The 24199-nt window shown below is 70.3% G+C and carries 16 protein-coding genes, 3 rRNA genes and 1 pseudogene; 18 read left to right on the top strand and 2 right to left on the bottom strand.

All coding sequences use genetic code 11. From position 1 onward, the window contains the following. Positions 1 to 79: 79 nt before the first annotated feature. The 10 genes from JD78_RS11690 (at position 80) to rrf (ending at position 13887) form a co-directional block, all read left to right on the top strand. A complete protein-coding gene (locus JD78_RS11690) occupies positions 80 to 1228 on the top strand; it encodes a branched-chain amino acid aminotransferase (RefSeq protein WP_194290555.1) in 1149 nt (382 codons plus the stop codon). A 23-nt stretch (positions 1229 to 1251) separates the two neighbouring features. Continuing rightward, the gene (locus JD78_RS11685) at positions 1252 to 2232 is read left to right on the top strand and encodes a bifunctional riboflavin kinase/FAD synthetase (RefSeq protein WP_153362062.1); all 981 of its coding nucleotides are present in this window, start codon (positions 1252 to 1254) and stop codon (positions 2230 to 2232) included. Positions 2233 to 2554: 322 nt separating this feature from the next. Beyond that, positions 2555 to 2824: a 30S ribosomal protein S15 gene (rpsO, locus tag JD78_RS11680; protein ID WP_029339129.1), complete on the top strand. Its 270-nt coding sequence runs from the start codon at positions 2555 to 2557 to the stop codon at positions 2822 to 2824. A 258-nt stretch (positions 2825 to 3082) separates the two neighbouring features. After that, positions 3083 to 5347 (top strand): polyribonucleotide nucleotidyltransferase, encoded by a 2265-nt coding sequence (locus JD78_RS11675; protein ID WP_166521141.1) that lies wholly within the window; start codon positions 3083 to 3085, stop codon positions 5345 to 5347. After that, the gene (locus JD78_RS11670) at positions 5344 to 6717 is read left to right on the top strand and encodes a M16 family metallopeptidase (RefSeq protein ID WP_153362064.1); all 1374 of its coding nucleotides are present in this window, start codon (positions 5344 to 5346) and stop codon (positions 6715 to 6717) included. The genes JD78_RS11675 and JD78_RS11670 overlap by 4 nt, the downstream gene beginning before the upstream one ends. Before the next feature lie 3 nt (positions 6718 to 6720). Then, on the top strand, positions 6721 to 7089 hold the full coding sequence (locus tag JD78_RS11665; RefSeq protein WP_153362065.1) for a VanZ family protein: 369 nt from the start codon (positions 6721 to 6723) through the stop codon (positions 7087 to 7089). 96 nt (positions 7090 to 7185) lie between these two features. Continuing rightward, positions 7186 to 7971: a 4-hydroxy-tetrahydrodipicolinate reductase gene (gene dapB, locus JD78_RS11660; RefSeq protein WP_166521140.1), complete on the top strand. Its 786-nt coding sequence runs from the start codon at positions 7186 to 7188 to the stop codon at positions 7969 to 7971. Between the two features lie 493 nt (positions 7972 to 8464). Then, a 16S ribosomal RNA gene (locus JD78_RS11655) occupies positions 8465 to 9984 on the top strand. A gap of 560 nt (positions 9985 to 10544) precedes the next feature. After that, positions 10545 to 13665, top strand: a 23S ribosomal RNA gene (locus JD78_RS11650). Between the two features lie 105 nt (positions 13666 to 13770). Continuing rightward, positions 13771 to 13887 (top strand): 5S ribosomal RNA (gene rrf, locus JD78_RS11645). Together the 16S, 23S and 5S rRNA genes form the textbook arrangement of a ribosomal RNA operon. Before the next feature lie 176 nt (positions 13888 to 14063). Here rrf and JD78_RS11640 read toward each other — a convergent pair. Then, on the bottom strand, positions 14064 to 14729 hold the full coding sequence (locus JD78_RS11640) for a DUF2461 domain-containing protein (protein WP_153357489.1): 666 nt from the start codon (positions 14727 to 14729) through the stop codon (positions 14064 to 14066). An 8-nt stretch (positions 14730 to 14737) separates the two neighbouring features. Further along, positions 14738 to 15295, bottom strand: coding sequence for a GNAT family N-acetyltransferase (locus JD78_RS11635; protein ID WP_153357492.1), 558 nt, complete (start codon positions 15293 to 15295; stop codon positions 14738 to 14740). 71 nt (positions 15296 to 15366) lie between these two features. Between JD78_RS11635 and JD78_RS11630 the strand changes: the two genes are divergently transcribed. The 8 genes and pseudogenes from JD78_RS11630 to JD78_RS22235 all read left to right on the top strand — a co-directional run. Further along, the gene (locus JD78_RS11630; protein ID WP_228394952.1) at positions 15367 to 16593 is read left to right on the top strand and encodes a winged helix-turn-helix domain-containing protein; all 1227 of its coding nucleotides are present in this window, start codon (positions 15367 to 15369) and stop codon (positions 16591 to 16593) included. Between the two features lie 41 nt (positions 16594 to 16634). Beyond that, positions 16635 to 17387, top strand: coding sequence for an FAD-dependent thymidylate synthase (gene thyX / locus JD78_RS11625; RefSeq protein WP_153357495.1), 753 nt, complete (start codon positions 16635 to 16637; stop codon positions 17385 to 17387). Between the two features lie 22 nt (positions 17388 to 17409). Beyond that, complete coding sequence (locus JD78_RS11620; protein WP_153357499.1) at positions 17410 to 18219, top strand: thymidylate synthase; 810 nt, start codon at positions 17410 to 17412, stop codon at positions 18217 to 18219. Positions 18220 to 18221: 2 nt separating this feature from the next. Then, the gene (locus JD78_RS11615; protein WP_228394953.1) at positions 18222 to 18827 is read left to right on the top strand and encodes a dihydrofolate reductase; all 606 of its coding nucleotides are present in this window, start codon (positions 18222 to 18224) and stop codon (positions 18825 to 18827) included. Positions 18828 to 18837: 10 nt separating this feature from the next. After that, positions 18838 to 19734 carry a 4-hydroxy-tetrahydrodipicolinate synthase gene (gene dapA, locus JD78_RS11610; RefSeq protein WP_153357502.1) on the top strand — a complete coding sequence of 299 codons (897 nt, stop codon included), beginning with the start codon at positions 18838 to 18840 and terminating at the stop codon, positions 19732 to 19734. Positions 19735 to 19739: 5 nt separating this feature from the next. Then, on the top strand, positions 19740 to 21449 hold the full coding sequence (locus JD78_RS11605) for a ribonuclease J (protein ID WP_153357863.1): 1710 nt from the start codon (positions 19740 to 19742) through the stop codon (positions 21447 to 21449). Positions 21450 to 21636: 187 nt separating this feature from the next. Further along, positions 21637 to 22350: a 4'-phosphopantetheinyl transferase family protein gene (locus JD78_RS11600; protein ID WP_153357505.1), complete on the top strand. Its 714-nt coding sequence runs from the start codon at positions 21637 to 21639 to the stop codon at positions 22348 to 22350. Next, a pseudogene (locus tag JD78_RS22235) lies at positions 22347 to 24182 on the top strand (acetoacetate--CoA ligase); the annotation flags it as partial. The gene JD78_RS11600 and the pseudogene JD78_RS22235, both read left to right, overlap by 4 nt. Positions 24183 to 24199 lie beyond the last annotated feature (17 nt).

The following is a 24199-nucleotide window of genomic DNA, read 5'->3' as shown; positions in this document are numbered from 1 at the left end:
ACGGGGCGGCCCGGCACCCGCCGGGCCCTGCGCCAGCACGAACACCAGGCGCCAGCACGAGCACCAGCAGGTGGGAGCCATGACCGACACCCTCGCCGACAGCCGTACCTCCGGTCGGGTCTTCACCGACGGCGTGCCGCTGGTCGTGGAGGACGTGCCGCGCCGGCCCGCCGTCGACCGCGCCGCGGTGCTCGCCGACCCCGGCTTCGGGCGGCACTTCACCGACTCGATGTTCGTGGCCCGGTACCGCGCCGGCGAGGGCTGGGTCGACGCGCGGCTCACCGCCTACGCGCCCCTGCAGCTGGACCCGAGCGCCGCCGCCCTGCACTACGCGCAGTCGATCTTCGAGGGGCTCAAGGCCTACGCCCAGCCCGACGGCAGCGTGGCCACCTTCCGCCCCGAGGCCAACGCCGCCCGCTTCGCCCGCGGCGCCCGCCGGCTGGCCATGCCGCCGGTGCCCGAGCAGGCGTTCCTCACCGCGGTCGACGCCCTCGTGGACGCCGACCGCGACTGGGTGCCGACCGGGCCCGACCAGACGCTGTACCTGCGCCCCTACCAGCTCGCGGTCGAGCCCTTCCTCGGCGTGCGCCCGGCGCACGAGTACCTGTTCGTGGTCATCGCCAGCCCCGCCGGCGCCTACTTCCCGCGGGGGGTGCACCCGGTGTCGGTCTACCTCTCCGAGGACTACATCCGCGCGGCCCCCGGCGGCACCGGCGACGTCAAGTGCGCCGGCAACTACGCGGCCAGCCTGCTGGCCCAGGAGCAGGCCATCGCCGCCGGCTGCGACCAGGTGGTCTGGCTGGACGCGGTCGAGAAGAAGTACGTCGAGGAGATGGGCGGGATGAACCTGTTCTTCGTCCTCGGCTCCGGCGACGACGCCGAGCTGGTCACCCCCGAGCTCACCGGCACGCTGCTGCCCGGCATCACCCGCGACTCCCTGATCACCGTCGCCCGCGAGCTGGGGCACACCGTGACCGAGCGGAAGTTCACCGTCGAGGAGTGGCGGGCCGGGGTGGCCGACGGCACGGTCACCGAGACCTTCGCCTGCGGCACGGCCGCGGTGATCACCCCGGTCGGCTCGGTCACGGCGCGCACCGGTGACTTCGTCGTCGGCAACGGCGAGCCCGGCCCGCTGACCATGCGCCTGCGTGAGCACCTGCTCGACGTCCAGCACGGCCGGGTGGCCGACCCCCACGGCTGGCTGCACCGCGTCGCCCCCGCCTCCTGAGCCGGCCGGGACGGGGGAGCGGCGTGCTGCGCTGGCGCGGGCTGAACGCGACGCCCGCTGACCTGGGGCGCACGGTGGTCACGATCGGCATGTACGACGGCGTGCACCGGGGGCACCAGGAGCTGATCGGTACCGCGGTGGCGCGGGCCCGCGCGGCGGGCCGGCCGGCGTTGCTGCTGACCTTCGACCCGCACCCCTCCGAGGTGGTCCGCCCCGGCTCCCACCCGGCGATCCTCACCGCGGCCGACCGCAAGGCGGAACTCGTCGCCGCCCTCGGCGTGGACGCGATGTGCGTGCTCCCGTTCACCCAGGAGTTCAGCCGGCTCGGCCCGGGGGAGTTCACCCACACCGTGCTGGTCGAGCACCTGCACGCCGCGCGGGTCGTCGTCGGCCGCAACTTCACCTACGGGCACAAGGCCGCCGGCACGGTGGAGACGCTCACCGCCGAGGGCCGCCGGTTCGGGCTCGGCGTCGAGGGCGTCGACCTGGCCAGCGTCGCGCAGGCCCCTGACCCGGCCGGCGGGGGCGACGTCACGATCTCCTCCACCTACATCCGGGCCTGCGTGGCCGCCGGCGACATGACCTCGGCCGCGCTGGCGCTCGGTCGTCCGCACCGGGTGGACGGGATCGTCGTGCGCGGGGACCGGCGGGGCCGGGAGCTGGGGTACCCGACGGCCAACGTGGAGAGCCCGGCGCACACCGCCGTCCCGGCCGACGGCGTCTACGCCGGGCACCTGGTGCTGCGCGACCACCAGACCGGGGCCAGCGGCGCCCGCCACCCCGCGGCGATCTCGGTCGGCTCCAACCCGACGTTCTCCGGGGCCCGCCGCACGGTCGAGGCCCACCTGCTCGACTTCGACGGCGACCTGTACGGGGAGCACGTCGGGGTCGAGTTCGCCGAGCGGCTGCGCCCGATGACCGCCTTCACCGGCGTCCCGGACCTGCTGCTCGCGATGGCCGACGACGTCGCCCGGACCCGCGACATCGTGGGAGTGCGGCCCTGACGGGCCGCACCGCCGTGACACGGCGACCCTGACGGGCCGCACCGCGGTGACACGGCGACCCTGACGGGCCGCACCGCGGCCAGGCGTCGTCCCGACGGCGTCGAGCCACGTCGTCGTGCCAGCGCGGGAGCCTCCGGCCCCCACTCGGCACGGCACTGCTCCCTGGCCCCCCTCGATCGCGGGGGCTACCGGGCCCCGCTCCTCGCGACGGTGCCGTGAGACGGCCGTGTAGCCTGGCACCCGACGTCGGGTGACCGACGTGTGTGCATGCTGCCCCCGTGACACAGACCGGGGGCCACACGTGACCTGCCCTGGAGGCACCATGGCGCTGGAGAGCGCGACGAAGAAGCAGATCATGACCGAGTACGCGACGGTCGAGAACGACACCGGTTCCCCCGAGGTGCAGGTCGCGATGCTGACCCGACGGATCAGCGACCTGACCGAGCACCTCAAGATGCACAAGCACGACCACCACAGCCGGCGGGGCCTGCTCCTGCTGGTCGGCCGCCGCCGTCGGCTGCTGAACTACCTGGCGAAGACCGACATCAACCGGTACCGCTCGCTCATCGAGCGGCTCGGCCTGCGCCGCTAGCACCACCGAGGGGACCGCTCCGGTACGCCGGGACGGTCCCCTCACTCGTGCGGCACCCGCCGCACGGGCCCACCGGCCGACCGCACCGCCGCGCCCCGCGTGGGCCGGTCCTCGGTAGTGGCCCCCGGGACGCAGCGAGCCGCACCGCAGGGACGCGCACCCCCCGAGGGCTTCGATCGAAGACCGGTCGCCCCGGACACCGCCGGTGCCGACCGCCGAGAAGAGACGTCGCCGTATGCGACGCAGGAAGAGGACACGATGTCCGCACCCACCACCGACACCACCGACTTCGACGCCGAGGACGGCGTCTACACCGCCACCGCGGTGATCGACAACGGGGCCCTCGGCTCCCGCACCGTCACGTTCGAGACCGGCCGCCTCGCCAAGCAGGCCGCGGGCTCCGTCGTCGCCACCATGGGCGACACCACGCTGCTGTCGGCCACCACGGCCGGCCGTCAGCCCAAGGAGCAGTTCGACTTCTTCCCGCTGACGGTGGACGTCGAAGAGCGCATGTACGCGATCGGCAAGATCCCCGGCTCGTTCTTCCGCCGTGAGGGCCGCCCGTCCGAGGACGCGATCCTCACCTGCCGGCTGATCGACCGCCCGCTGCGCCCGACGTTCGCCAAGGGCCTGCGCAACGAGGTCCAGGTGGTCATCTCGGTCCTGTCCCTGGACCCCGACCACCTCTACGACGTGCTCGCCATCAACGGCGCGTCCGCCTCCACCCAGCTCTCCGGCCTGCCGTTCTCCGGCCCGGTCGGCGGCACCCGGGTCGCGCTGATCAACGGCCAGTGGGTGGGCTTCCCGACCCACGCCGAGCTCGAGGACGCCGTCTTCGACATGGTCGTGGCCGGCCGGCTGCTGCCCGACGGCGACGTCGCGATCATGATGGTCGAGGCCGAGGCCACCGAGAAGACCATCGAGCTCATCGCCGGTGGGGCCACCGCCCCGACCGAGGAGGTCGTGGCCCAGGGCCTCGAGGCCGCCAAGCCGTTCATCAAGGCGCTGTGCCAGGCGCAGTCGGAGCTGGCCGGCAAGGCCGCCAAGCCCGAGGCGCACTTCCCCCGCTTCCTGGACTACCAGGACGACGTCTACGCCGCCGTCGAGGCCCAGGCCGCCGAGAAGCTCGCCGTGGCCCAGGCCATCGCCGGGAAGCAGGAGCGCGAGGAGGCCACCGACGCGCTCAAGGACGAGGTCAAGGCCGCTCTGGCCGGCCAGTTCGAGGGCCGGGAGAAGGAGATCTCCGGGGCCTTCCGCGCGGTCACCAAGAAGGTCGTCCGGCAGCGCATCCTGCGCGACAAGATCCGCATCGACGGCCGTGGCCTGACCGACATCCGGCCGCTGTCGGCCGAGGTCGAGGTGTTGCCGCGGGTGCACGGCTCGGCGCTGTTCGAGCGCGGCGAGACCCAGATCATGGGCGTCACCACGCTGAACATGCTCCGCATGGAGCAGCAGCTGGACACCCTGAACCCGGTCACCCGCAAGCGCTACATGCACAACTACAACTTCCCGCCGTACTCCACCGGTGAGACCGGCCGGGTGGGCTCGCCCAAGCGCCGCGAGATCGGCCACGGCGCGCTCGCCGAGCGGGCGCTGCTGCCGGTGCTGCCGGACCGCGAGGAGTTCCCCTACGCGATCCGTCAGGTCTCCGAGGCCCTCGGCTCCAACGGCTCGACCTCGATGGGCTCGGTCTGCGCCTCCACGCTGGCCCTGCTCAACGCCGGTGTGCCGCTGAAGGCCCCGGTCGCCGGCATCGCCATGGGGCTGGTCTCCGACGAGGTCGACGGCAAGACCCAGTACGTCGCGCTGACCGACATCCTCGGCGCCGAGGACGCGTTCGGTGACATGGACTTCAAGGTCGCCGGCACCAAGGACTTCGTCACGGCCCTCCAGCTGGACACGAAGCTCGACGGCATCCCCTCCGACGTCCTCGCCGGTGCGCTCACCCAGGCCCGCGCGGCCCGGCTGCACATCCTCGACGTCATGCTCGAGGCGATCGACGGCCCCGACGAGATGAGCCCCTACGCCCCGCGGGTGACCACGGTGCGCATCCCGGTCGACAAGATCGGCGCGGTCATCGGCCCGAAGGGCCAGATGATCAACGCCATCCAGGACGAGACCGGCGCCGACATCACCATCGAGGACGACGGCACGATCTACGTCGGCGCCTCCGACGGCCCGTCGGCCCAGGCCGCCGTCGACCGGATCAACGCGATCGCCAACCCGACGCTGCCCAAGGTCGGCGAGCGGTTCCTCGGCACCGTGGTGAAGACGACCGCCTTCGGTGCGTTCGTCTCCCTGCTGCCCGGCCGCGACGGTCTGGTGCACATCAGCAAGCTGGGTGGCGGCAAGCGGATCGCCAAGGTCGAGGACGTCGCGAACGTCGGTGACAAGCTCCAGGTGGAGATCACCGACATCGACGCCCGCGGCAAGATCAGCCTGGTGCCGGTCGCCGAGGGCGACGCCGGCGCTGCCGCTGACGCGGCCCCGGCCGACGAGGCCGCCGCTCCCGCGGAGGCGTGACCACGGGTACCGACCTGACCGGGGCCGGGACGGGCGCTGCGGCGTCCGTCCCGGCCCCGGTCGGTGTCACCCAGGTGCTGGACGTCGACGAGGTCGGCGGCCGGGTCGAACGGACCGAGCTGCCCGGCGGCCTGCGGGTGCTGACCGAGACGATGCCCGGCGTGCTCTCGGCGACGCTGGGCATCTGGGTAGGCGTCGGCTCCCGGGACGAGAGCCCGGAGCTGGGTGGCTCCTCGCACTTCCTGGAGCACCTGCTCTTCAAGGGCACCCGGAGCCGGACGGCGCTGGAGATCGCCACGGCCATGGACGCCGTCGGCGGTGAGATGAACGCCTTCACCGCCAAGGAGCACACCTGCTACTACGCGAACGTGCTCGCCAGCGACCTCCCGCTGGCCGTCACGCTCCTCGGTGACCTGGTCACCGAGGCCCTCAACACCGCCCCGGACCTGGAGTCCGAGCGCACGGTGGTGCTCGAGGAGATCGCCATGCGCGACGACGAGCCCGCCGACGCGGTGCACGACCTGTTCTCCGAGACGTTGTTCGGCGAGTCCCCGCTGGGGCGGTCGGTGCTCGGCACGGTCGACTCGATCGAGGCGCTGACCCGCGACGACGTCGACGGCTGGTACCGCTCGCGCTACCGGGTGCCCTCCATCGTCGTCTCCGCTGCCGGTCGGGTCGACCACCAGCAGGTGGTGGACCTGGTCACCAGGGCCTTCGGTGACCGGCTCGCCGGTCCCGGGCGACCGGATCCGCTGCGGCTGGGGGACGACGCGGTGCCGACGGTCCCGGCCCGGCCGGCGGGGCTGATCCACCGCCGGACCGAGCAGACCCACCTGCTGCTGGGTGGGGTCGGGTTCGGCCGGCTGGACGACGGCCGCTACGCCGCAGCGGTGCTCGACGCCGCCGTCGGCGGGGGGATGAGCTCCCGGCTCTTCCAGGAGGTCCGGGAGAAGCGTGGCCTGGTCTACACCGTCGGGTCGTCGCTGACCCACTACGCCGGGACCGGCAGCTTCTTGGTGTACGCCGGGTGCTCGCCCAAGCGGGTGCCCGAGGTGCTCCGGCTGGTGCGCGCCGAACTGGCGGAGGTGGCCGCGAACGGGTTGCGCACCGAGGAGGTCACCCGCGGCCGTGGACAGCTCAAGGGCGGCCTGGTGCTCGGGCTGGAGGACACCGGCTCACGGATGAGCCGGCTCGGCAAGAGCGAGCTGTCCCACGGGGAGTACCTGCCCGTGCGCACCGTGCTCGAGCGGCTGGACTCGGTCGAGGAGGACCAGGTGCGATCGGTCGCCGCCGAGCTGCTCACCCGTCCCACCTGCCTGGCCGTGGTGGGGCCGTACCGCGAGCGTGACCTCGATGCGCTCCTGGGCTGAGGGATGAGCTCCCCCTTCCGGGTGCACGGTGCCCTGTCCCGTGGCGTGCTGGCCGTCGCCGTGCTGATCTCCCTCGCCGTCCTCTTCGCGCCGCCCTCCGACGTCCCGGACAGCCCACCCGGGGTCGACAAGCTGGTCCACCTGCTGCTCTTCGCCACGCTCGCGGTCAGTGGCCGGTGGGCCGGCGTCGGCCGCGGCGTCCTGGCCGGTCTGCTGGTGCTCTACGCAGCCGGCAGCGAACTGCTGCAGGCCACCGACCTGGTGGGCCGGGACGCCTCCGTGGGCGACCTCCTCGCCGACGTCGTCGGTGTGCTGCTCGGTCTCACGGCCTGGGCGGCGTGGGCAGGCCGGAACCGCGCGACAGCCCACTGATCCGCCGACCCGATCTGCCGCCACCGGGAGGGCCGCCTTGCGCCTGGCGGCCGGGTTGGTGAGCATCGCGGGGTGAGCACACCCCCCACTGCGACCGTGTCCGCCCCCGAGGCCCCCGCCGGGGAGGCCCCGCTCATCCCGGTCGGGGTGCTGGGCGCGCGGGGACGCATGGGGACCGAGGTCTGCCGGGCCGTCGACGCCGCGGAGGACATGGAGCTCGTCGCGATGGTCGACGAGCGGGACTGGTTGTTCAACGTCGCCGACGCCGGTGCCCAGGTCGTCGTGGACTTCACCCGTCCCGACTCGGTCATGGACAACATCCGCTTCTGCATCGACCAGAACATCCACTGCGTCGTGGGGACGACGGGCTTCGACGACGAGCGGCTCGCGACCATCGCCCAGTGGCTGGAGCCCAAGCCCGACCTGGGCGTGCTGATCGCACCGAACTTCGGCATCGGCGCGGTCCTGCTCATGCGCTTCGCCCAGGAGGCGGCCCGCTTCTTCCCCTCGGTGGAGATCGTGGAGCTGCACCACCCCGGCAAGGTCGACGCCCCCTCGGGCACCGCCGCGCGGACCGCCCGGCTGGTCGCAGCGGCCAGGCGGACGGCGGGCGTGCCGGCGGCCCCGGACGCCACCAGGGAGTCGGACTCGCTGCCCGGTGCCCGCGGTGCCGACGTCGAGGGCGTTCCCGTGCACGCGGTGCGGCTCGCCGGGCTCGTCGCACACCAGGAGGTCCTGATGGGTGCGGCGGGGGAGACGCTCACCCTGCGGCACGACTCCTACGACCGGGCGTCGTTCATGCCCGGCGTCCTCCTCGCCGTCCGCGAGGTGCGCACCCGGCCCGGTCTGACCGTTGGCATCGAGTCCCTGCTCGGTCTCTGAGCCCCCTCCGTGGGGCGGCTGGGGCCGGTGGGCCGGTCGGACATCCCGCGGACACGTGACCTGGCTCGCAATCCCGCACCGACCGCTCGACGCTGACCTGCACGTTCTTCGTGCAAACCGTCCCATGGGAGGCGGCATGGCCACCTGGTGGCCATCTGCGGTTTGACGAGCCCCGTCCGGCCACGTAACTTTCTCTCTGCGCCGAGCGAGACCGGGTCGAAAGAGCCGGGAGCCGCGAGGTCAGACCCCCGGGTGTGACAGCGAGCCGTGCACGGCGTAACGTGGAACAAGCCGCCGCGAACGATGGCCGGAGAGATCCGGTCGGGTTTCGTGCGCGTCCGCTCCTTGAGAACTCAACAGCGTGCCGAAAGTCAGTGCCATATAGTTAAACCCCATTCGGCTGGGTCGCCTTCGGGTGGTCTGGTTGGGGATTCCTTTGGTTGATTGACATCGAGAGTGCTAGCTCTCGGTTCTCAGCCGTGGGTTGAATTCATCTACGGAGAGTTTGATCCTGGCTCAGGACGAACGCTGGCGGCGTGCTTAACACATGCAAGTCGAGCGAGGCCCTCCTTCGGGGGGTGCCCTAGCGGCGAACGGGTGAGTAACACGTGGGCAACCTGCCCTCAGCTCTGGGATAACTCCAAGAAATTGGTGCTAATACCGGATGTGACCGCTGACCGCATGGTCTGGTGGTGGAAAGATTTATCGGCTGAGGATGGGCCCGCGGCCTATCAGCTTGTTGGTGGGGTAGTGGCCTACCAAGGCGACGACGGGTAGCCGGCCTGAGAGGGTGACCGGCCACACTGGGACTGAGACACGGCCCAGACTCCTACGGGAGGCAGCAGTGGGGAATATTGCGCAATGGGCGAAAGCCTGACGCAGCGACGCCGCGTGAGGGATGACGGCCTTCGGGTTGTAAACCTCTTTCAGTAGGGACGAAGCGCAAGTGACGGTACCTACAGAAGAAGCACCGGCCAACTACGTGCCAGCAGCCGCGGTAATACGTAGGGTGCAAGCGTTGTCCGGAATTATTGGGCGTAAAGAGCTCGTAGGCGGTCTGTCGCGTCGGCTGTGAAAACCCGAGGCTCAACCTCGGGCCTGCAGTCGATACGGGCAGACTGGAGTACTGCAGGGGAGACTGGAATTCCTGGTGTAGCGGTGAAATGCGCAGATATCAGGAGGAACACCGGTGGCGAAGGCGGGTCTCTGGGCAGTTACTGACGCTGAGGAGCGAAAGCGTGGGGAGCGAACAGGATTAGATACCCTGGTAGTCCACGCCGTAAACGTTGGGCGCTAGGTGTGGGGGCCATTCCACGGTCTCCGTGCCGCAGCTAACGCATTAAGCGCCCCGCCTGGGGAGTACGGCCGCAAGGCTAAAACTCAAAGGAATTGACGGGGGCCCGCACAAGCGGCGGAGCATGTTGCTTAATTCGATGCAACGCGAAGAACCTTACCTAGGCTTGACATGCACGGAAATCTCGTAGAGATACGGGGTGCCTTTGGCGTCGTGCACAGGTGGTGCATGGTTGTCGTCAGCTCGTGTCGTGAGATGTTGGGTTAAGTCCCGCAACGAGCGCAACCCTCGTTCTATGTTGCCAGCACGTGATGGTGGGGACTCATAGGAGACTGCCGGGGTCAACTCGGAGGAAGGTGGGGATGACGTCAAATCATCATGCCCCTTATGTCTAGGGCTGCAAACATGCTACAATGGCCGGTACAAAGGGCTGCGATACCGCGAGGTGGAGCGAATCCCAAAAAGCCGGTCTCAGTTCGGATTGGGGTCTGCAACTCGACCCCATGAAGTTGGAGTCGCTAGTAATCGCAGATCAGCAACGCTGCGGTGAATACGTTCCCGGGCCTTGTACACACCGCCCGTCACGTCACGAAAGTCGGTAACGCCCGAAGCCGGTGGCCCAACCCTTGTGGAGGGAGCCGTCGAAGGCGGGATCGGCGATTGGGACGAAGTCGTAACAAGGTAGCCGTACCGGAAGGTGCGGCTGGATCACCTCCTTTCTAAGGAGCACTGGCCGCCACATTCTGTGTGGTGGTCCAGAGCCGTGCACGGACCGTGAAGTGTCCTCAATCTCGAGGGGCTCGGGTGTTCGTGGCGGAGCTCGAGGGTGGAACACTGACCAGTTCGGCTGGTGGCTTGGTGCTGCCCCTAGTACGGCCTTCTACTCGTTCGCGGGTGGGGGTGTGGAGCGGGGTGGTGGTGGGTGGCTGGTCGTAGGCACGCTGTTGGGTCCTGAGGGAACGGGCCGGCGTGGTCATGCCTGTGGGTGTGGCTGGGTTGGGTTGTTGCTTCTGGTGGCAGGGCTTCGTGCTCGTCATACCGCTGATCGTCTGCTGGTCCCTGTGTGGGGTTGGTGGGTGGTGGGGTCTGGTGGTGGGTGGTAGCGGGGTGACTGTTCGTCGTTTGAGAACTGCACAGTGGACGCGAGCATCTTTTGTAGGTATCTGGATATCCGCACTGGTCCATCACTTGTGTCACCGCTGGCGGCTTCGGTCGCTGGGCTGGGTCTTCGGGTCTGGTGGGTGGGGTTGGTGGTGGGTGGGTGTGGGTGTTGTTGTGTGGTCAAGTTGTTAAGGGCACACGGTGGATGCCTGGGCACCAGGAGCCGATGAAGGACGTAGGAGGCTGCGATAAGCCTCGGGGAGCTGCCAACCGAGCGTTGATCCGAGGATTTCCGAATGGGGGAACCCCGCACCAGTCATGTGGTGTGACCCGCGCCTGAACACATAGGGCGTGTGGAGGGAACGTGGGGAAGTGAAACATCTCAGTACCCACAGGAAGAGAAAACAACCGTGATTCCGTGAGTAGTGGCGAGCGAAAGCGGATGAGGCTAAACCGATTGCATGCCAAGCCGGCAGGCGTTGTGTGGTCGGGGTCGTGGGACGATTCAGCATCTTCTGCCGAGGGTGCAGGGAGTCAGAAAGTCTTGTGTTAGTGGAAGGCCTCTGGAAGGGGTCGCCGTAGAGGGTGAGAGCCCCGTACACGAAAACGCATGGCCTCCCGAGTTGTATCCCAAGTAGCACCGAGCCCGTGAAATTCGGTGTGAATCTGGCGGGACCACCCGCTAAGCCTAAATACTCCCTGGTGACCGATAGCGGACAAGTACCGTGAGGGAAAGGTGAAAAGTACCCCGGGAGGGGAGTGAAATAGTACCTGAAACCGTGTGCCTACAAGCCGTGAGAGCCTTATCCACTTCGGTGGAGGGGTGATTGCGTGCCTTTTGAAGAATGAGCCTGCGAGTTAGCGGTACGTGGCGAGGTTAACCCGTGTGGGGTAGCCGTAGCGAAAGCGAGTCCGAACAGGGCGTCTCAGTCGCGTGCTCTAGACCCGAAGCCGAGTGATCTACCCATGGCCAGGTTGAAGCGCGGGTAAGACCGCGTGGAGGACCGAACCCACTTCGGTTGAAAACGGAGGGGATGAGCTGTGGGTAGGGGTGAAAGGCCAATCAAACTCGGTGATAGCTGGTTCTCCCCGAAATGCATTTAGGTGCAGCGTCACGTGTTTCTTGCCGGAGGTAGAGCACTGGATGGCCTAGGGGGCCCACAAGCTTACTGAAGTCAACCAAACTCCGAATGCCGGTAAGTGAGAGCGTGGCAGTGAGACTGCGGGCGATAAGGTTCGTAGTCGAGAGGGAAACAGCCCAGATCATCGGCTAAGGCCCCTAAGCGTGTGCTAAGTGGAAAAGGATGTGGGATCGCAGTGACAACCAGGAGGTTGGCTTAGAAGCAGCCACCCTTGAAAGAGTGCGTAATAGCTCACTGGTCAAGTGGTTCCGCGCCGACAATGTAGCGGGGCTCAAGCACACCGCCGAAGCTGTGGCATTCACATGAACCCGTCCAGGATTTCGGTTCAGGGCCAGGTGTGTGGATGGGTAGGGGAGCGTCGTGTGGCGGTGGAAGCGGCGGAGTGATCCAGCCGTGGACGCCACACGAGTGAGAATGCAGGCATGAGTAGCGAAAGGGGAGTGAGAAACTCCCCCGCCGGATGACCAAGGGTTCCTGGGCCAGGCTAATCCGCCCAGGGTGAGTCGGGACCTAAGGCGAGGCCGACAGGCGTAGTCGATGGACAACGGGTTGATATTCCCGTACCCGCGAAAGAACGCCCATGCTGAACCCAGCGATGCTAACCATCCGAAGCCGGTGACTGACCTTCGGGTCTGATCTGGTGGAGCGTGGGACCCGGACTGGTAGTAGGCAAGCGATGGGGTGACGCAGGAAGGTAGTCCTACCGGTGAGTGGTAGTACCGGTGCAAGGGTGTGGCCCGTGCCATAGGTAAATCCGTGGCACATGCAGGGTGAGGCCCGACGCATAGCCGAATGAGGCGAATTGGATGATCCTATGCTGCCGAGAAAAGCCTCTAGCGAGTTCTTAGCGGCCCGTACCCCAAACCAACTCAGGTGGTCAGGTAGAGAATACCAAGGCGATCGAGCGAACTGTGGTTAAGGAACTCGGCAAAATGCCCCCGTAACTTCGGGAGAAGGGGGGCCATCTGCTGTGAACCGCCTTGCGCGGGGCAGCGGTGGGTGGCCGCAGAGACCAGTGAGAAGCGACTGTTTACTAAAAACACAGGTCCGTGCGAAGTCGAAAGACGATGTATACGGACTGACGCCTGCCCGGTGCTGGAACGTTAAGGGGACGGGTTAGCTCTTCGGGGCGAAGCTCAGAACTCAAGCGCCAGTAAACGGCGGTGGTAACTATAACCATCCTAAGGTAGCGAAATTCCTTGTCGGGTAAGTTCCGACCTGCACGAATGGCGTAACGACTTCTCAGCTGTCTCAACCACAGGCTCGGCGAAATTGCACTACGAGTAAAGATGCTCGTTACGCGCGGCAGGACGGAAAGACCCCGGGACCTTCACTATAGCTTGATATTGGTGTTCGGTTCGGCTTGTGTAGGATAGGTGGGAGACTGTGAAGCGGGCACGCCAGTGTTCGTGGAGTCATCGTTGAAATACCACTCTGGTCGAATTGGATGTCTAACCTCGGTCCGTGATCCGGATCAGGGACAGTGTCAGGTGGGTAGTTTAACTGGGGCGGTTGCCTCCCAAAATGTAACGGAGGCGCCCAAAGGTTCCCTCAGCCTGGTTGGCAATCAGGTGTCGAGTGCAAGTGCACAAGGGAGCTTGACTGCGAGACTGACGGGTCGAGCAGGAGCGAAAGCTGGGACTAGTGACCCGGCACCGGCATGTGGAAGCGGTGTCGCTCAACGGATAAAAGGTACCCCGGGGATAACAGGCTGATCTTCCCCAAGAGTCCATATCGACGGGATGGTTTGGCACCTCGATGTCGGCTCGTCGCATCCTGGGGCTGGAGTAGGTCCCAAGGGTTGGGCTGTTCGCCCATTAAAGCGGTACGCGAGCTGGGTTTAGAACGTCGTGAGACAGTTCGGTCCCTATCCGCCGTGCGCGTAAGAGACTTGAGAAGAGCTGTCCCTAGTACGAGAGGACCGGGACGGACGAACCTCTGGTGTGCCAGTTGTTCCGCCAGGAGCACTGCTGGTTGGCTACGTTCGGCAGGGATAACCGCTGAAAGCATCTAAGCGGGAAGCTCGCTTCAAGATGAGGTCTCTCACCGGGTTAACCGGGTAAGGCCCCCGCCCAGACCAGCGGGTTGATAGGCCGGAAGTGGAAGCGGCGTGAGTCGTGGAGCTGACCGGTACTAATAGGCCGAGGGCTTGATCACACACACCATCCAGCCTTTTCTTGCAAAATGTTGTGTCGCGTCCACTGTGCAGCTCTGAAACGACGAGCCCCCCGTAACAAGGGGTGGCCGATAGTTTCACAGTGTTACGGCGGTCATGGCGAAAGGGAAACGCCCGGTCTCATTCCGAACCCGGAAGCTAAGCCTTTCAGCGCCGATGGTACTGCCCGGGGGACCGGGTGGGAGAGTAGGACGCCGCCGGACAATCTTTCCCGAAACGGGGTCACAGCTCACGCTGTGGCCCCGTTTCGGCATTTCTCGGGCTGTGAGAGCACCGCGAGCTCGACGGCGGACAGGCTGCGCGGAACCCCCGACTGCCGTTCCACGGACCTGGACGTCACGTGACGGAAGACGCCCCGATCTGGTCGGGGTCGTCGTTCTCAGCGCCGGCGATCAGGCGGCGCGGTCGTGGCACCGACGTTGTCGTCCAGCCACCGGTTCAGTGGGGCGAACGCACGCCAGGCGTCCCGCACCCGGTCCACCGCGGTGGGGGTGTGCAGCCAGTCGCTGGGCTCCCACCGGTGGGACCCGTGCAGCGCCTTGTGCCGCAGCAGCTCGATGCGCGGGTGGTCGCCCGGCCAACCCCGCGGTGACCGCACCAGCCGATCTCCGTCGATCTCGTAGCCGGCCGAGCGGAGCCGGTCCACCTCGGCCACGAGCCGCGGGCCCTGCAGGTCGTCCGCGACGGCCCGCCGGAATCGGTCCAGCTGGTCCGGCTGCAGCCGCCAGCAGCCGCCAGCGACCCGGAGGCCGTCCGCCGAGATCTCGACGTACACCGAGCCCAGACCGGAGCCTGCCGGGTGCAGCACGGCCCCCTGGTGCGTCTTGTACGGGGTCTTGTCGTGGCTGAAGCGCACGTCTCGGTAGGGGCGGAACAGCTTGGGGGTGCCGAACTCACCGGTCAGCTCGTCGACCAGCGCCTGCATCGGGGCGCGGACGTGGGTCTCCCAGTCGGCGCGGTGCGCCGTCCAGTAGGCCCGGCTGTTGTCCGCCTCCAGGCCCTCGTAGAAGACCAGGCCCTCGTCCGGGAAACCGCTGAACCCCACCGTGCTCCTCACTCGTCGAACCAGCTGTGCCAGCGTTCCTGCGGCACCAGTGCGTCACCCGCGTCCAGGGTGCGGGTCGCCCCGTCGTGGGCCCACCCCGCACCGGTCAGGAAGCGCGCGGTCACCGCGTCCGCGGTCGCCAGCCACATGGTCAGCCCGGGCGCCGACAGGTCGCGGGCAGTGTCGGCGACGGCGGCCAGCAGGCGGCTGCCGTGTCCCCGCCGTCCCCAGCGCGGTTCCACCGCCAGTGCCACGATCTCCAGCAGACCGGGACCGGTCGCGTCTTCCGCCGGCGCGCAGGCGGCCAGCCCGACGGTGACGTCCCGCTCCTGGGCGACGAGGACCCGGTGCGCCGGGGAGGGGGGTGAGGCGATCGAGCGGCGCCACGTGTCCGCCGCGGCCGTGTCGTCCCACCCGTCGAGGACCGCCGCGGGCAGCACCTCGCGGTAGGCGGTGCGCCAGGTGACCACCTGTACCCGGGCGATCGCCTCCGCGTCGTCGGCCACGGCCGGACGGACGGACACGTCCGCGCGACCACGCGGGCCGGGGAACGGGGGCAGGTCCACCGGGGCAGCCTAGGTCGTCGCCGGGCCGGCCCGAACCGCGACCGTCGTACCCCCGGGGCAGGATCGGCGGGGTGACCACGGCTGTCGAACGGCTCCCTGCCGCCCTCGCCCGGCGGATGGCGCTGGCCGCCCAGGGCTTCGCCGAGCCACGGCCCGGCGGGGTCGTGGGCACCCGCCAGTTGCGGCGGACCGCCGAGCGGCTGGCCGTGGTGCAGATCGACTCGGTGAACGTCCTCTCCCGCTCGCACTACCTGCCGTTCTTCAGCCGGCTCGGTCCCTACGACCGCACGGTGCTCGACGCCCTCGCCAACCGCCGGCACGACCTGTTCGAGTACTGGGCGCACGAGGCCTCGTTCCTGCCGGCACGCCTGCAGCCCTCCCTCCGATGGCGGATGGACGCCGCCGACCGCGAGGCGTGGGGCTCGATGACCAGGGTCCAGCGCGAGCGACCGGAGTTCGTGGCCGCGCTGCTCGCCCGGGTCCGGGAGGAGGGACCGATCCGGGCGAGCCAGCTGCAGGAGGCCCGCCCGAACCGTCCCGGGAGCATGTGGAACTGGCATGCGGGCAAGGCGGCCCTGGAGTACCTGTTCTTCACCGGCGCCCTCACCGCCCGGGCCCGCACGGCCGGCTTCGAGCGGGTGTACGACCTCACCGAGCGGGTGCTGCCGGCCGCCGTCGTCGAGGCGCCGACACCGGACCGGGCCGAGGCGATCCGTGAGCTGGTGCGCACCGCGGCGCGGGCGCTGGGCGTCGCCACGGAGACCGACCTGCGCGACTACTTCCGGCTGACGCCCACCGACGCCCGGACGGCGATCGCCGAGCTCGCCGACGCCGGTGAGCTACAGCCGGTGGAGGTGGCCGGCTGGGAACGGCCGGCCTGGGCCGACCCGCTCGCCCGGCGGCCGAGGTGGGTCCGGGCGCGGGCCCTGCTCAGCCCCTTCGACTCGCTGGTCTGGGAACGTCCGCGGGTGGAGCGGCTCTTCGGCTTCCGGTACCGGCTGGAGATCTACACCCCGGCGCACAAGCGGGTGCACGGCTACTACGTGCTGCCCTTCCTGCTCGGCGACCGGCTGGTCGCCCGGGTCGACCTCAAGGCCGACCGCCAGGCCGGTGTGCTCCGGGTGCAGGCCGCGCACGCCGAGCCGGGCGTCGACCACGGCGCGGTGGCGGCCGAGCTCGCCGCCGAGCTCCGGCTGGTGGCCGGCTGGCTGGCGTTGGAAGACGTGGCCGTGGCCGGCCCGGGCGACCTCGCCCCCGCGCTGGCCGGCGCGCTCGGAGCCCCGGCGCCCTCCTGGTGAGCCCGGGGAGCCGGGCGCTGCGCCCCCCGTACCCTCGACGGGTGCCCGCGATCGCTCCGCTCCAGGTGCAGGTCATCGCCCAGACGCAGTTCACCCCGCCCGCCGACGTGACCTGGGAGACCGACGCCGACGGCGGGCAGGCGCTCGCCGAGTTCGCCGGCCGCGCCTGCTACCAGTCCTGGGACAAGCCCAATCCCGCGACGGCGACCAACGCCTCCTACCTCCGGCACATCCTCGAGGTCGGTCACCTGTCGGTGCTCGAGCACGGCAGCGTGACGATGTACCTGACCGGGGTGTCCCGGTCGCTGACCCACGAGCTGATCCGGCACCGGCACTTCTCCTACAGCCAGCTGTCCCAGCGCTACGTGCCCGAGCGGGACGCCGCCGTGGTCGAACCGGCCGTCATCGCCGAGGACCCCGAACTGCACGCGCGCTTCCTGGCCGCGACCGACGCGGCCCGGGCCGCCTATGCCGACCTGCTGGAGGGGCTGGAGCAGCGGTTCGCCGGCGTCCCGAACGCCACGCTGCGCCACAAGCAGGCCCGGCAGGCGGCCCGATCCGTCCTCCCCAACGCCACCGAGACGCGCATCGTCGTCACCGGCAACTACCGTGCCTGGCGGCACTTCATCGCGATGCGCGCCAGCGAGCACGCCGACGTCGAGATCCGTGAGCTCGCCGTCGCCTGCCTGCGCGAGCTGCAGCGCATCGCCCCCAACGTGTTCGGCGACTTCCGGGTCAGCGCGCTGACCGACGGCACCGAGGTGGCGGCCAGCCCCTACGTCACCGAGGGCTGACCCCAGCCTAGAGTCGACTCCCGTGGCCGACGCGACCAGCGACACCCAGTACGAGGACCTGCTGCGCCGGGTGCTGGAGACCGGCACGGCGAAGTCCGACCGCACCGGCACGGGCACGCTGAGCCTCTTCGGCGAGCGGCTGCGCTACGACCTCTCCGCCGGCTTCCCGCTGGTGACCACCAAGAAGGTGCACTTCAAGTCCGTGGCCTACGAGCTGCTGTGGTTCCTGCGCGGTGAGGGCAACGTCCGCTGGCTGCAGGAGCACGGCGTCTCCATCTGGGACGAGTGGGCGGCCGAGGACGGCAGCCTCGGCCCGGTCTACGGCGTCCAGTGGCGCTCCTGGCCCACCCCCGACGGCGGGACGGTCGACCAGCTCGCCGGCGTCCTGGAGACCCTGCGCAGCGACCCGGACTCCCGCCGCATGATCGTCTCGGCCTGGAACGTCGCCGCGCTGCCGGAGATGGCCCTGGCGCCGTGCCACACGCTGTTCCAGTTCGCCGTCGCCGACGGCCGGCTGTCGTGCCAGCTCTACCAGCGCAGCGCCGACATGTTCCTCGGCGTGCCGTTCAACATCGCCAGCTACGCCCTGCTCACCCAGCTGGTCGCCCAGCAGGTCGGCCTGGAGCCCGGGGACTTCATCTGGGTCGGCGGCGACTGCCACGTCTACACCAACCACGTCGACCAGGTGCGCGAGCAGCTGTCCCGCGAGGTGCTGCCCTTCCCGCGGCTGACCATCGACCCGGCCACCACGCTGTTCGACCACCGCTACGAGGACCTGCACCTGCTGGACTACCGCCACCACCCGGCGATCCGCGGCGCGGTGGCCGTCTGACCGTGGCCGCAGCGACCACCACGGGCACCCTGCGGATGGTCTGGGCGCAGACCACCGAGGGCGTCATCGGCGCCGACGGCGCGCTGCCCTGGCACCTGCCGGAGGACCTCCGGCTGTTCAAGGCGCTGACCCTCGGCAGCACGGTGGTGATGGGGCGGCGAACGTGGGAGTCGCTGCCGCCGCGGTACCGGCCGCTGCCGGGGCGCCGCAACGTCGTGCTCAGCACGGCGCTCGACCCGGCCGAGGTCGGCGTGCCCGTGGTCCGGTCGGTGGCCGACGTCCTCGCCCGCGACGACGACCGGTGGGTGATCGGCGGTGGCGCCGTCTACGCCGCGTTCGCCCCGCACGCCACGGAGGTCGTCGTCACCGAGGTCGACGCGCAGCTGCCCGGCGACACCTGGGCCCCGCCGCTGGGGCCGGAGTGGGAGCCCGCCGTGCAGCAGCCGGCGGGCGGGTGGGCCACGTCGTCCGGCGGTCTGCGCTTCCGCGTGTCGTCGTGGCGACGGGGAGCCGCGCCGGCCGGTCCGGTGCCCGGTGTGCTGGCCGAGCACGCTCGGCGGTGGGCCGCCGCCGGACGGTCCGACGGCGACGTCGGTACGGGCCGGTAGATTCGCCGCCATGACCACCGACCCCGCCCGGCCCTTCGGGCGCGTGATCACGGCGATGGTCACCCCGCTCGCCGAGGACGGCACGATCGACCTCGCCGGCGCCCAGGAACTGGCCGCGCACCTCGTCGAGCGCGAGTCCAACGACGGGCTGGTCGTCTTCGGGACCACGGGGGAGTCGCCCACCATCAGCGACGGCGAGCAGCACGCGGTGCTCGAGGCGGTGCTCGACGCCGTGGGCGACCGGGCCACGGTGATCGCCGGCGTGGGCACGAACGACACGGCGCACTCGATCGAGAAGGCGCAGTCCGCTGCCCGGCTCGGTGTCGACGGGCTGCTCGTCGTCACCCCGTACTACAACAAGCCACCGCAGGCGGGGCTGCTGCGGCACTTCACCGCGGTCGCCGACGCCACCGAGCTGCCGGTGATGCTCTACGACATCCCGCACCGTTCCGGTGTCCCGGTCCACGTGGACACGCTGGTGCGCGCCGCCGAGCACCCGAACATCGTGGCCGTCAAGGACGCCAAGGGCGACTTCGGCGCGGTGCAGTGGACGCGCGCCCGCACCGACCTCGCCTACTACTCCGGCGACGACATGCTGAACCTGCCGCTGCTGGCCGTCGGGGCCGTCGGCGTGGTCAGCGTGGTCAGCCACCTGGTCGGCACGCGCCTCGCGGAGATGATCGCCGCGGTCGAGTCCGGTGACCTGGTCACCGCGCGCGCCGTCAACGAGAGCTTGCTGCCGGTCTACACCGGCGTCTTCCGCACCCAGGGCGTCATCACGGTGAAGGCGGCGCTGCGCGCGCTCGGCCTGCCGGCCGGCCCGGTGCGCCCCCCGTTGGTCGATGCGACGGCCGAGGAGCTCGCGCAGCTGCGCGAGGACCTCGCCGCCGGAGGAGTTCAGCTGTGACCTCGATGCCCCCGCCCGGTCAGCAGGCCCTGCAGCCGCACCTGGACCTCAAGGCGCCCCCGCCGCTGCCCGCCGGCGGGCTGCGCGTGATGGCGCTGGGCGGGCTGGGCGAGATCGGCCGGAACATGGCCGTGCTCGAGTTCGACGGGCAGCTGCTGGTCATCGACTGCGGGGTGCTCTTCCCGGAGGCCGAGCAGCCCGGCGTCGACCTGATCCTCCCCGACTTCGGCGTCATCGAGCACCGGCTGGACGACGTCACCGGCGTCGTGCTGACCCACGGGCACGAGGACCACATCGGGGCGATCCCCTACCTGCTGCGGCTGCGCGCCGACATCCCGCTCATCGGCTCCCGGTTCACCCTGGCCCTGGTCAAGGCGAAGCTCCGCGAGCACCGCATCGACCCGGTCCTGGTGGAGGTGGCGGCCGGGGACGACCACCTGGCCGGCCCGTTCCACACCGAGTTCATCAGCGTGAACCACTCGATCCCCGACGCGCTGGCCGTCGCGGTGCACACCTCCGCGGGCACGCTGGTGCACACCGGTGACTTCAAGATGGACCAGCTGCCGCTGGACGGCAGGCTCACCGACCTGGGCGCCTTCGCCCGGCTCGGCGTCGAGGGCATCGACCTGCTGCTGAGCGACTCCACCAACGCCGAGGTGCCCGGGTTCGTCACCTCGGAGCGCGAGATCGGCCCGGTGCTGGACTCGGTGTTCGAGCGCGCCACCCAGCGGCTGATCGTCTCCAGCTTCGCCAGCCACGTGCACCGCATCCAGCAGGTGCTCGACGCGGCGGTCAAGCACGGCCGCAAGGCCGCGTTCGTCGGCCGGTCGATGGTGCGGAACATGGGCGTCGCCCAGGACCTCGGCCTGCTCCGCGTGGCCCCCGGGCTGATGGTGAAGCTGGACGAGGCCGCGGCCATGCCGCCGGAGCAGGTGGTGCTGATCAGCACCGGCTCGCAGGGCGAGCCGCTGTCGGCGCTGGGCCGGATGGCCCGCGGGGAGCACCACCAGATCACCATCGAGGCCGGCGACACGATCATCCTCGCCTCCTCGCTGGTGCCGGGGAACGAGACCTCCGTCTACAAGGTGATCAACCAGCTGGCCCGCCTCGGCGCCACCGTGGTGCACAAGGAGACCGCGCGGGTGCACGTCTCCGGGCACGCCCCGGCCGGTGAGCTCCGCACCCTGCTCAACGTGGCCAAGCCCCGCTACCTGATGCCGGTGCACGGCGAGTGGCGGCACCTGCGGGCGCACGCCGCGCTGGCCGAGCAGACCGGCATGAGCCGCGACCGGATCCTGCTCGCCGAGGACGGCGTGGTCGTCGACCTGGTCGACGGCAAGGCCGCCATCGTGGGCAGCGTGCCGATCGGCAACGTCTACGTCGACGGGGTCAACGTCGGTGACGTCGGCGAGGAGTCGCTGCAGGCCCGGCGGATCCTCGGCGACGAGGGCTTCGTCGCGCTCACCGTGGTCATCGAGCCCTCGACCCGCACGATCGTCCGGCCGGTGCACCTGTCCACCCGCGGCTTCTCCGACGACCCGTCCGCCTTCGACGAGGTGCTCGCCCTGGTCGAGGACAACCTGCGCCGCACCCTGGCCGACGGCGAGGTCGACCCGCACCGGCTCTCCCAGGTCATCCGCCGCACGGTCGGCAAGTGGGTGAGCGACCGGCACCGCCGCCGCCCGATGATCATCCCCACCGTCCTGGAGGTGTGACTCCGGCCGGTCCGCCGGGCCCGATCAGCGGGCTCCGTGGACGGCGCGCGAACAGGGGCTGCGGCGGGCTGGCCGCAGTGCCAGCATGATCAGGATGAGGCGGTGGCAGCGCGGGGTCCCCGGTCCGGAACGGGGACCCCGGACGGACGTCACCGGTCGACGCCCTCGTCGAGGTGCCTCCGTCGCCGTGTGGCAGGTGGCGCTCGACCTGCCGGACGACGCCCTGGTGGCGGCGTCCGCGGTGCTCTCGGCCACCGAGCGGGCCCGGGCGGACCGCGGTACCGAGTCGGTCCGGCGGCGGCGGATCGCGCTGCGTGCCGCCCTGCGCACGGCGGCCGCCCGTGAGCTCGGCTGCTCGCCGGCGGAGGTGCCGCTGCGCACCGGGGAGTCCGGCCGACCCGAGGTCGCCGGCCCGGCGGAGCTCGACGTCACCTGCTCCTCCTCGGGCGCCGTGGGGCTGGTCGCGGTGGGCCGCGGCGTCCGGGTCGGGATCGACCTCGAGCGCGTGACCCCGTGGGCTCCCGAGGTCCTGGCCGAGGGGTGGCTGTCCGACGCCGAGGTCGCGGCGCTGCTCGCGCTGCCCGCCCGCGCGCGGGGGATCGCGGCCGCCCGCGTCTGGGCCGGCAAGGAGGCCGTCCTCAAGGCCGTCGGGTGCGGCCTCACGGTCGCTCCGACGCTCGTCGAACCGGGCTTCGCCACCACGCCGGTGCAGGTGGCCGGCTGGACGGTGGCCGGCCTCGCGACCCCGCCGGGGACGGTCGGCCGGATCGCCTGCTCGCGCCCCCGAGCCCTGGGCCCCCGAGCCCTGGGCCCCCGAGCCCTGAGCCCACGACCACTGCGCCCTCGCCCGCTCGTCCCACGACCGCTCGACCTCGACCCCGCTGGAGGGAGCACCCCATGACGTCCATCGCCGACCGGCGGTCCACCGGCACCCAGCTGGCCGCCTTCCGGGCCGCCTGCGAGCAGCTGGTCGGGCGCCCGCTGGCCAGCCCGACGGAGCTGCACGACTTCTCGGTGGCGGAGCCGGAGGCGTTCTGGCGCCTCCTGCTGGAGTGGTCCGGGCTGCCCTGGTCGGGCTCGGCGGACACGGTCCGCACCGGGGACGACGTCGAGACGGCCCGGTTCTTCCCCGACGTCACGCTCAACTACGCCGAGGCGTTGCTGGCCCCGCTCTCCTGGGTCGACGACGACGCTCCCGCCCTCATCTCCGTGCACGCCTCCGCCCCGGACCAGCGGTGGTCCCGCCGGCAGCTGCGCGGGGCGGTCACCGGTGCTGCCGACGCGCTGGCCGGCCTCGGCATCGGCCCCGGCGACCGGGCTGCGGTCATCGGCCCGAACGACGGTGCGGTGACCGTGGCGGTGCTGGGGCTCGCCGCCGTGGGGGCCACGGTGTCGACGTCGACCCCGGACATGGGCACCGCCACCCTGCTGGGGCGCTTCACGCAGGTCGAGCCGACCACCCTGGTGCTGGACCGCTCAGCCGGGCCGGCGGTCGGCGCGGCGGAGCTGGCGGTACTGCTCGACGGGCTGCCGACGGTGCGCCGAGTGGTGGTCCTCGACGACGGCCCGCTGCCCGGGCACCCGGGCGTGCCCGTCGACCGCCTCGCCGACCTGGTCGCGCGGGCCGCGGATGGGCGACACCGCGACTGGCCGCGGCTGCCGTTCGACCACCCGCTGTTCGTGATGTTCTCCTCGGGCACCACCGGGCCGCCGAAGGCGATCGTCCACGGCGCCGGCGGCACGCTCCTGGAGCACGTGAAGGAGCACCGGCTGCACGGCGACCTGAGCTCGCTGGACCGGATGTACTTCCACACCACGACCGCCTGGATGATGTGGAACTGGCAGCTGTCCGCGCTCGCCGTCGGCGCATCGGTGGTGCTGTACGACGGCCCGGTGCAGGGCCCGGAAGCCCTCTGGCAGCTGGTGGCCGAGCACGGGGTGACGGTCTTCGGCACCAGTCCGGCCTACCTGCAGCTGTGCGAGGACGCCGGGTGGTGCCCGCGCGACCGGGTGGACCTCTCCGCGTTGCGCGCCGTCCTGTCGACCGGCTCGGTGCTGCACGAGTGGCAGTTCGACTGGGTGGCCGAGGCGGTGGGCCCGCAGCCGCTGCAGTCCATCTCGGGCGGGACCGACGTGATCGGCTGCTTCGTGCTCGGCCACCCCGAGGCGCCGGTGCGGCGGGGGCGTTCCCAGTCGCTGAGCCTCGGGCTGGACGTGGCCGCCGTCGACGAGCGGGGGGACGTCGTCGTCGGCCGGACCGGTGAGCTGGTGTGCCGGAACCCGTTCCCGTCCCGTCCGGTCGGCTTCCTCGCCGACCCTTGCGGCAGCCGGTTCCACGCCGCCTACTTCGCCGACCACCCCGGCGTCTGGACCCACGGTGACCTGGTCGACGTCGCGGCCGACGGGTCGGCCCGCGTGCACGGCCGCGCCGACGGGGTGCTGAACGTCGACGGCGTGCGGATCGGCCCGGCCGAGGTGGTGTCCGTGCTGCGCGCTGTGCCCGAGGTGGCCGACGCCATGCCGGTCGAGCAGCGCGACCCCGGCCACCCGGGGCGGACCAGGATGGTGCTGCTCGTCGTCCTGGCCCCCGGCGCCGAACTGGATGCCGCGCTGGACCGGGCGGTCCGGCGGACGCTGCGCCGGGAGGCGTCCGCGGCGCACGTGCCCTCGCTCGTGATCGCGGTGCCGAGCCTGCCGGTGACCCACAACGGCAAGCAGTCGTACCGGGCGGCGCGCGACGCGGTCAACGG

It is taken from the genome of Modestobacter roseus, assembly GCF_007994135.1.
Lineage (GTDB): Bacteria > Actinomycetota > Actinomycetes > Mycobacteriales > Geodermatophilaceae > Modestobacter > Modestobacter roseus.
This window is presented reverse-complemented; position numbering and strand designations above follow the sequence as displayed.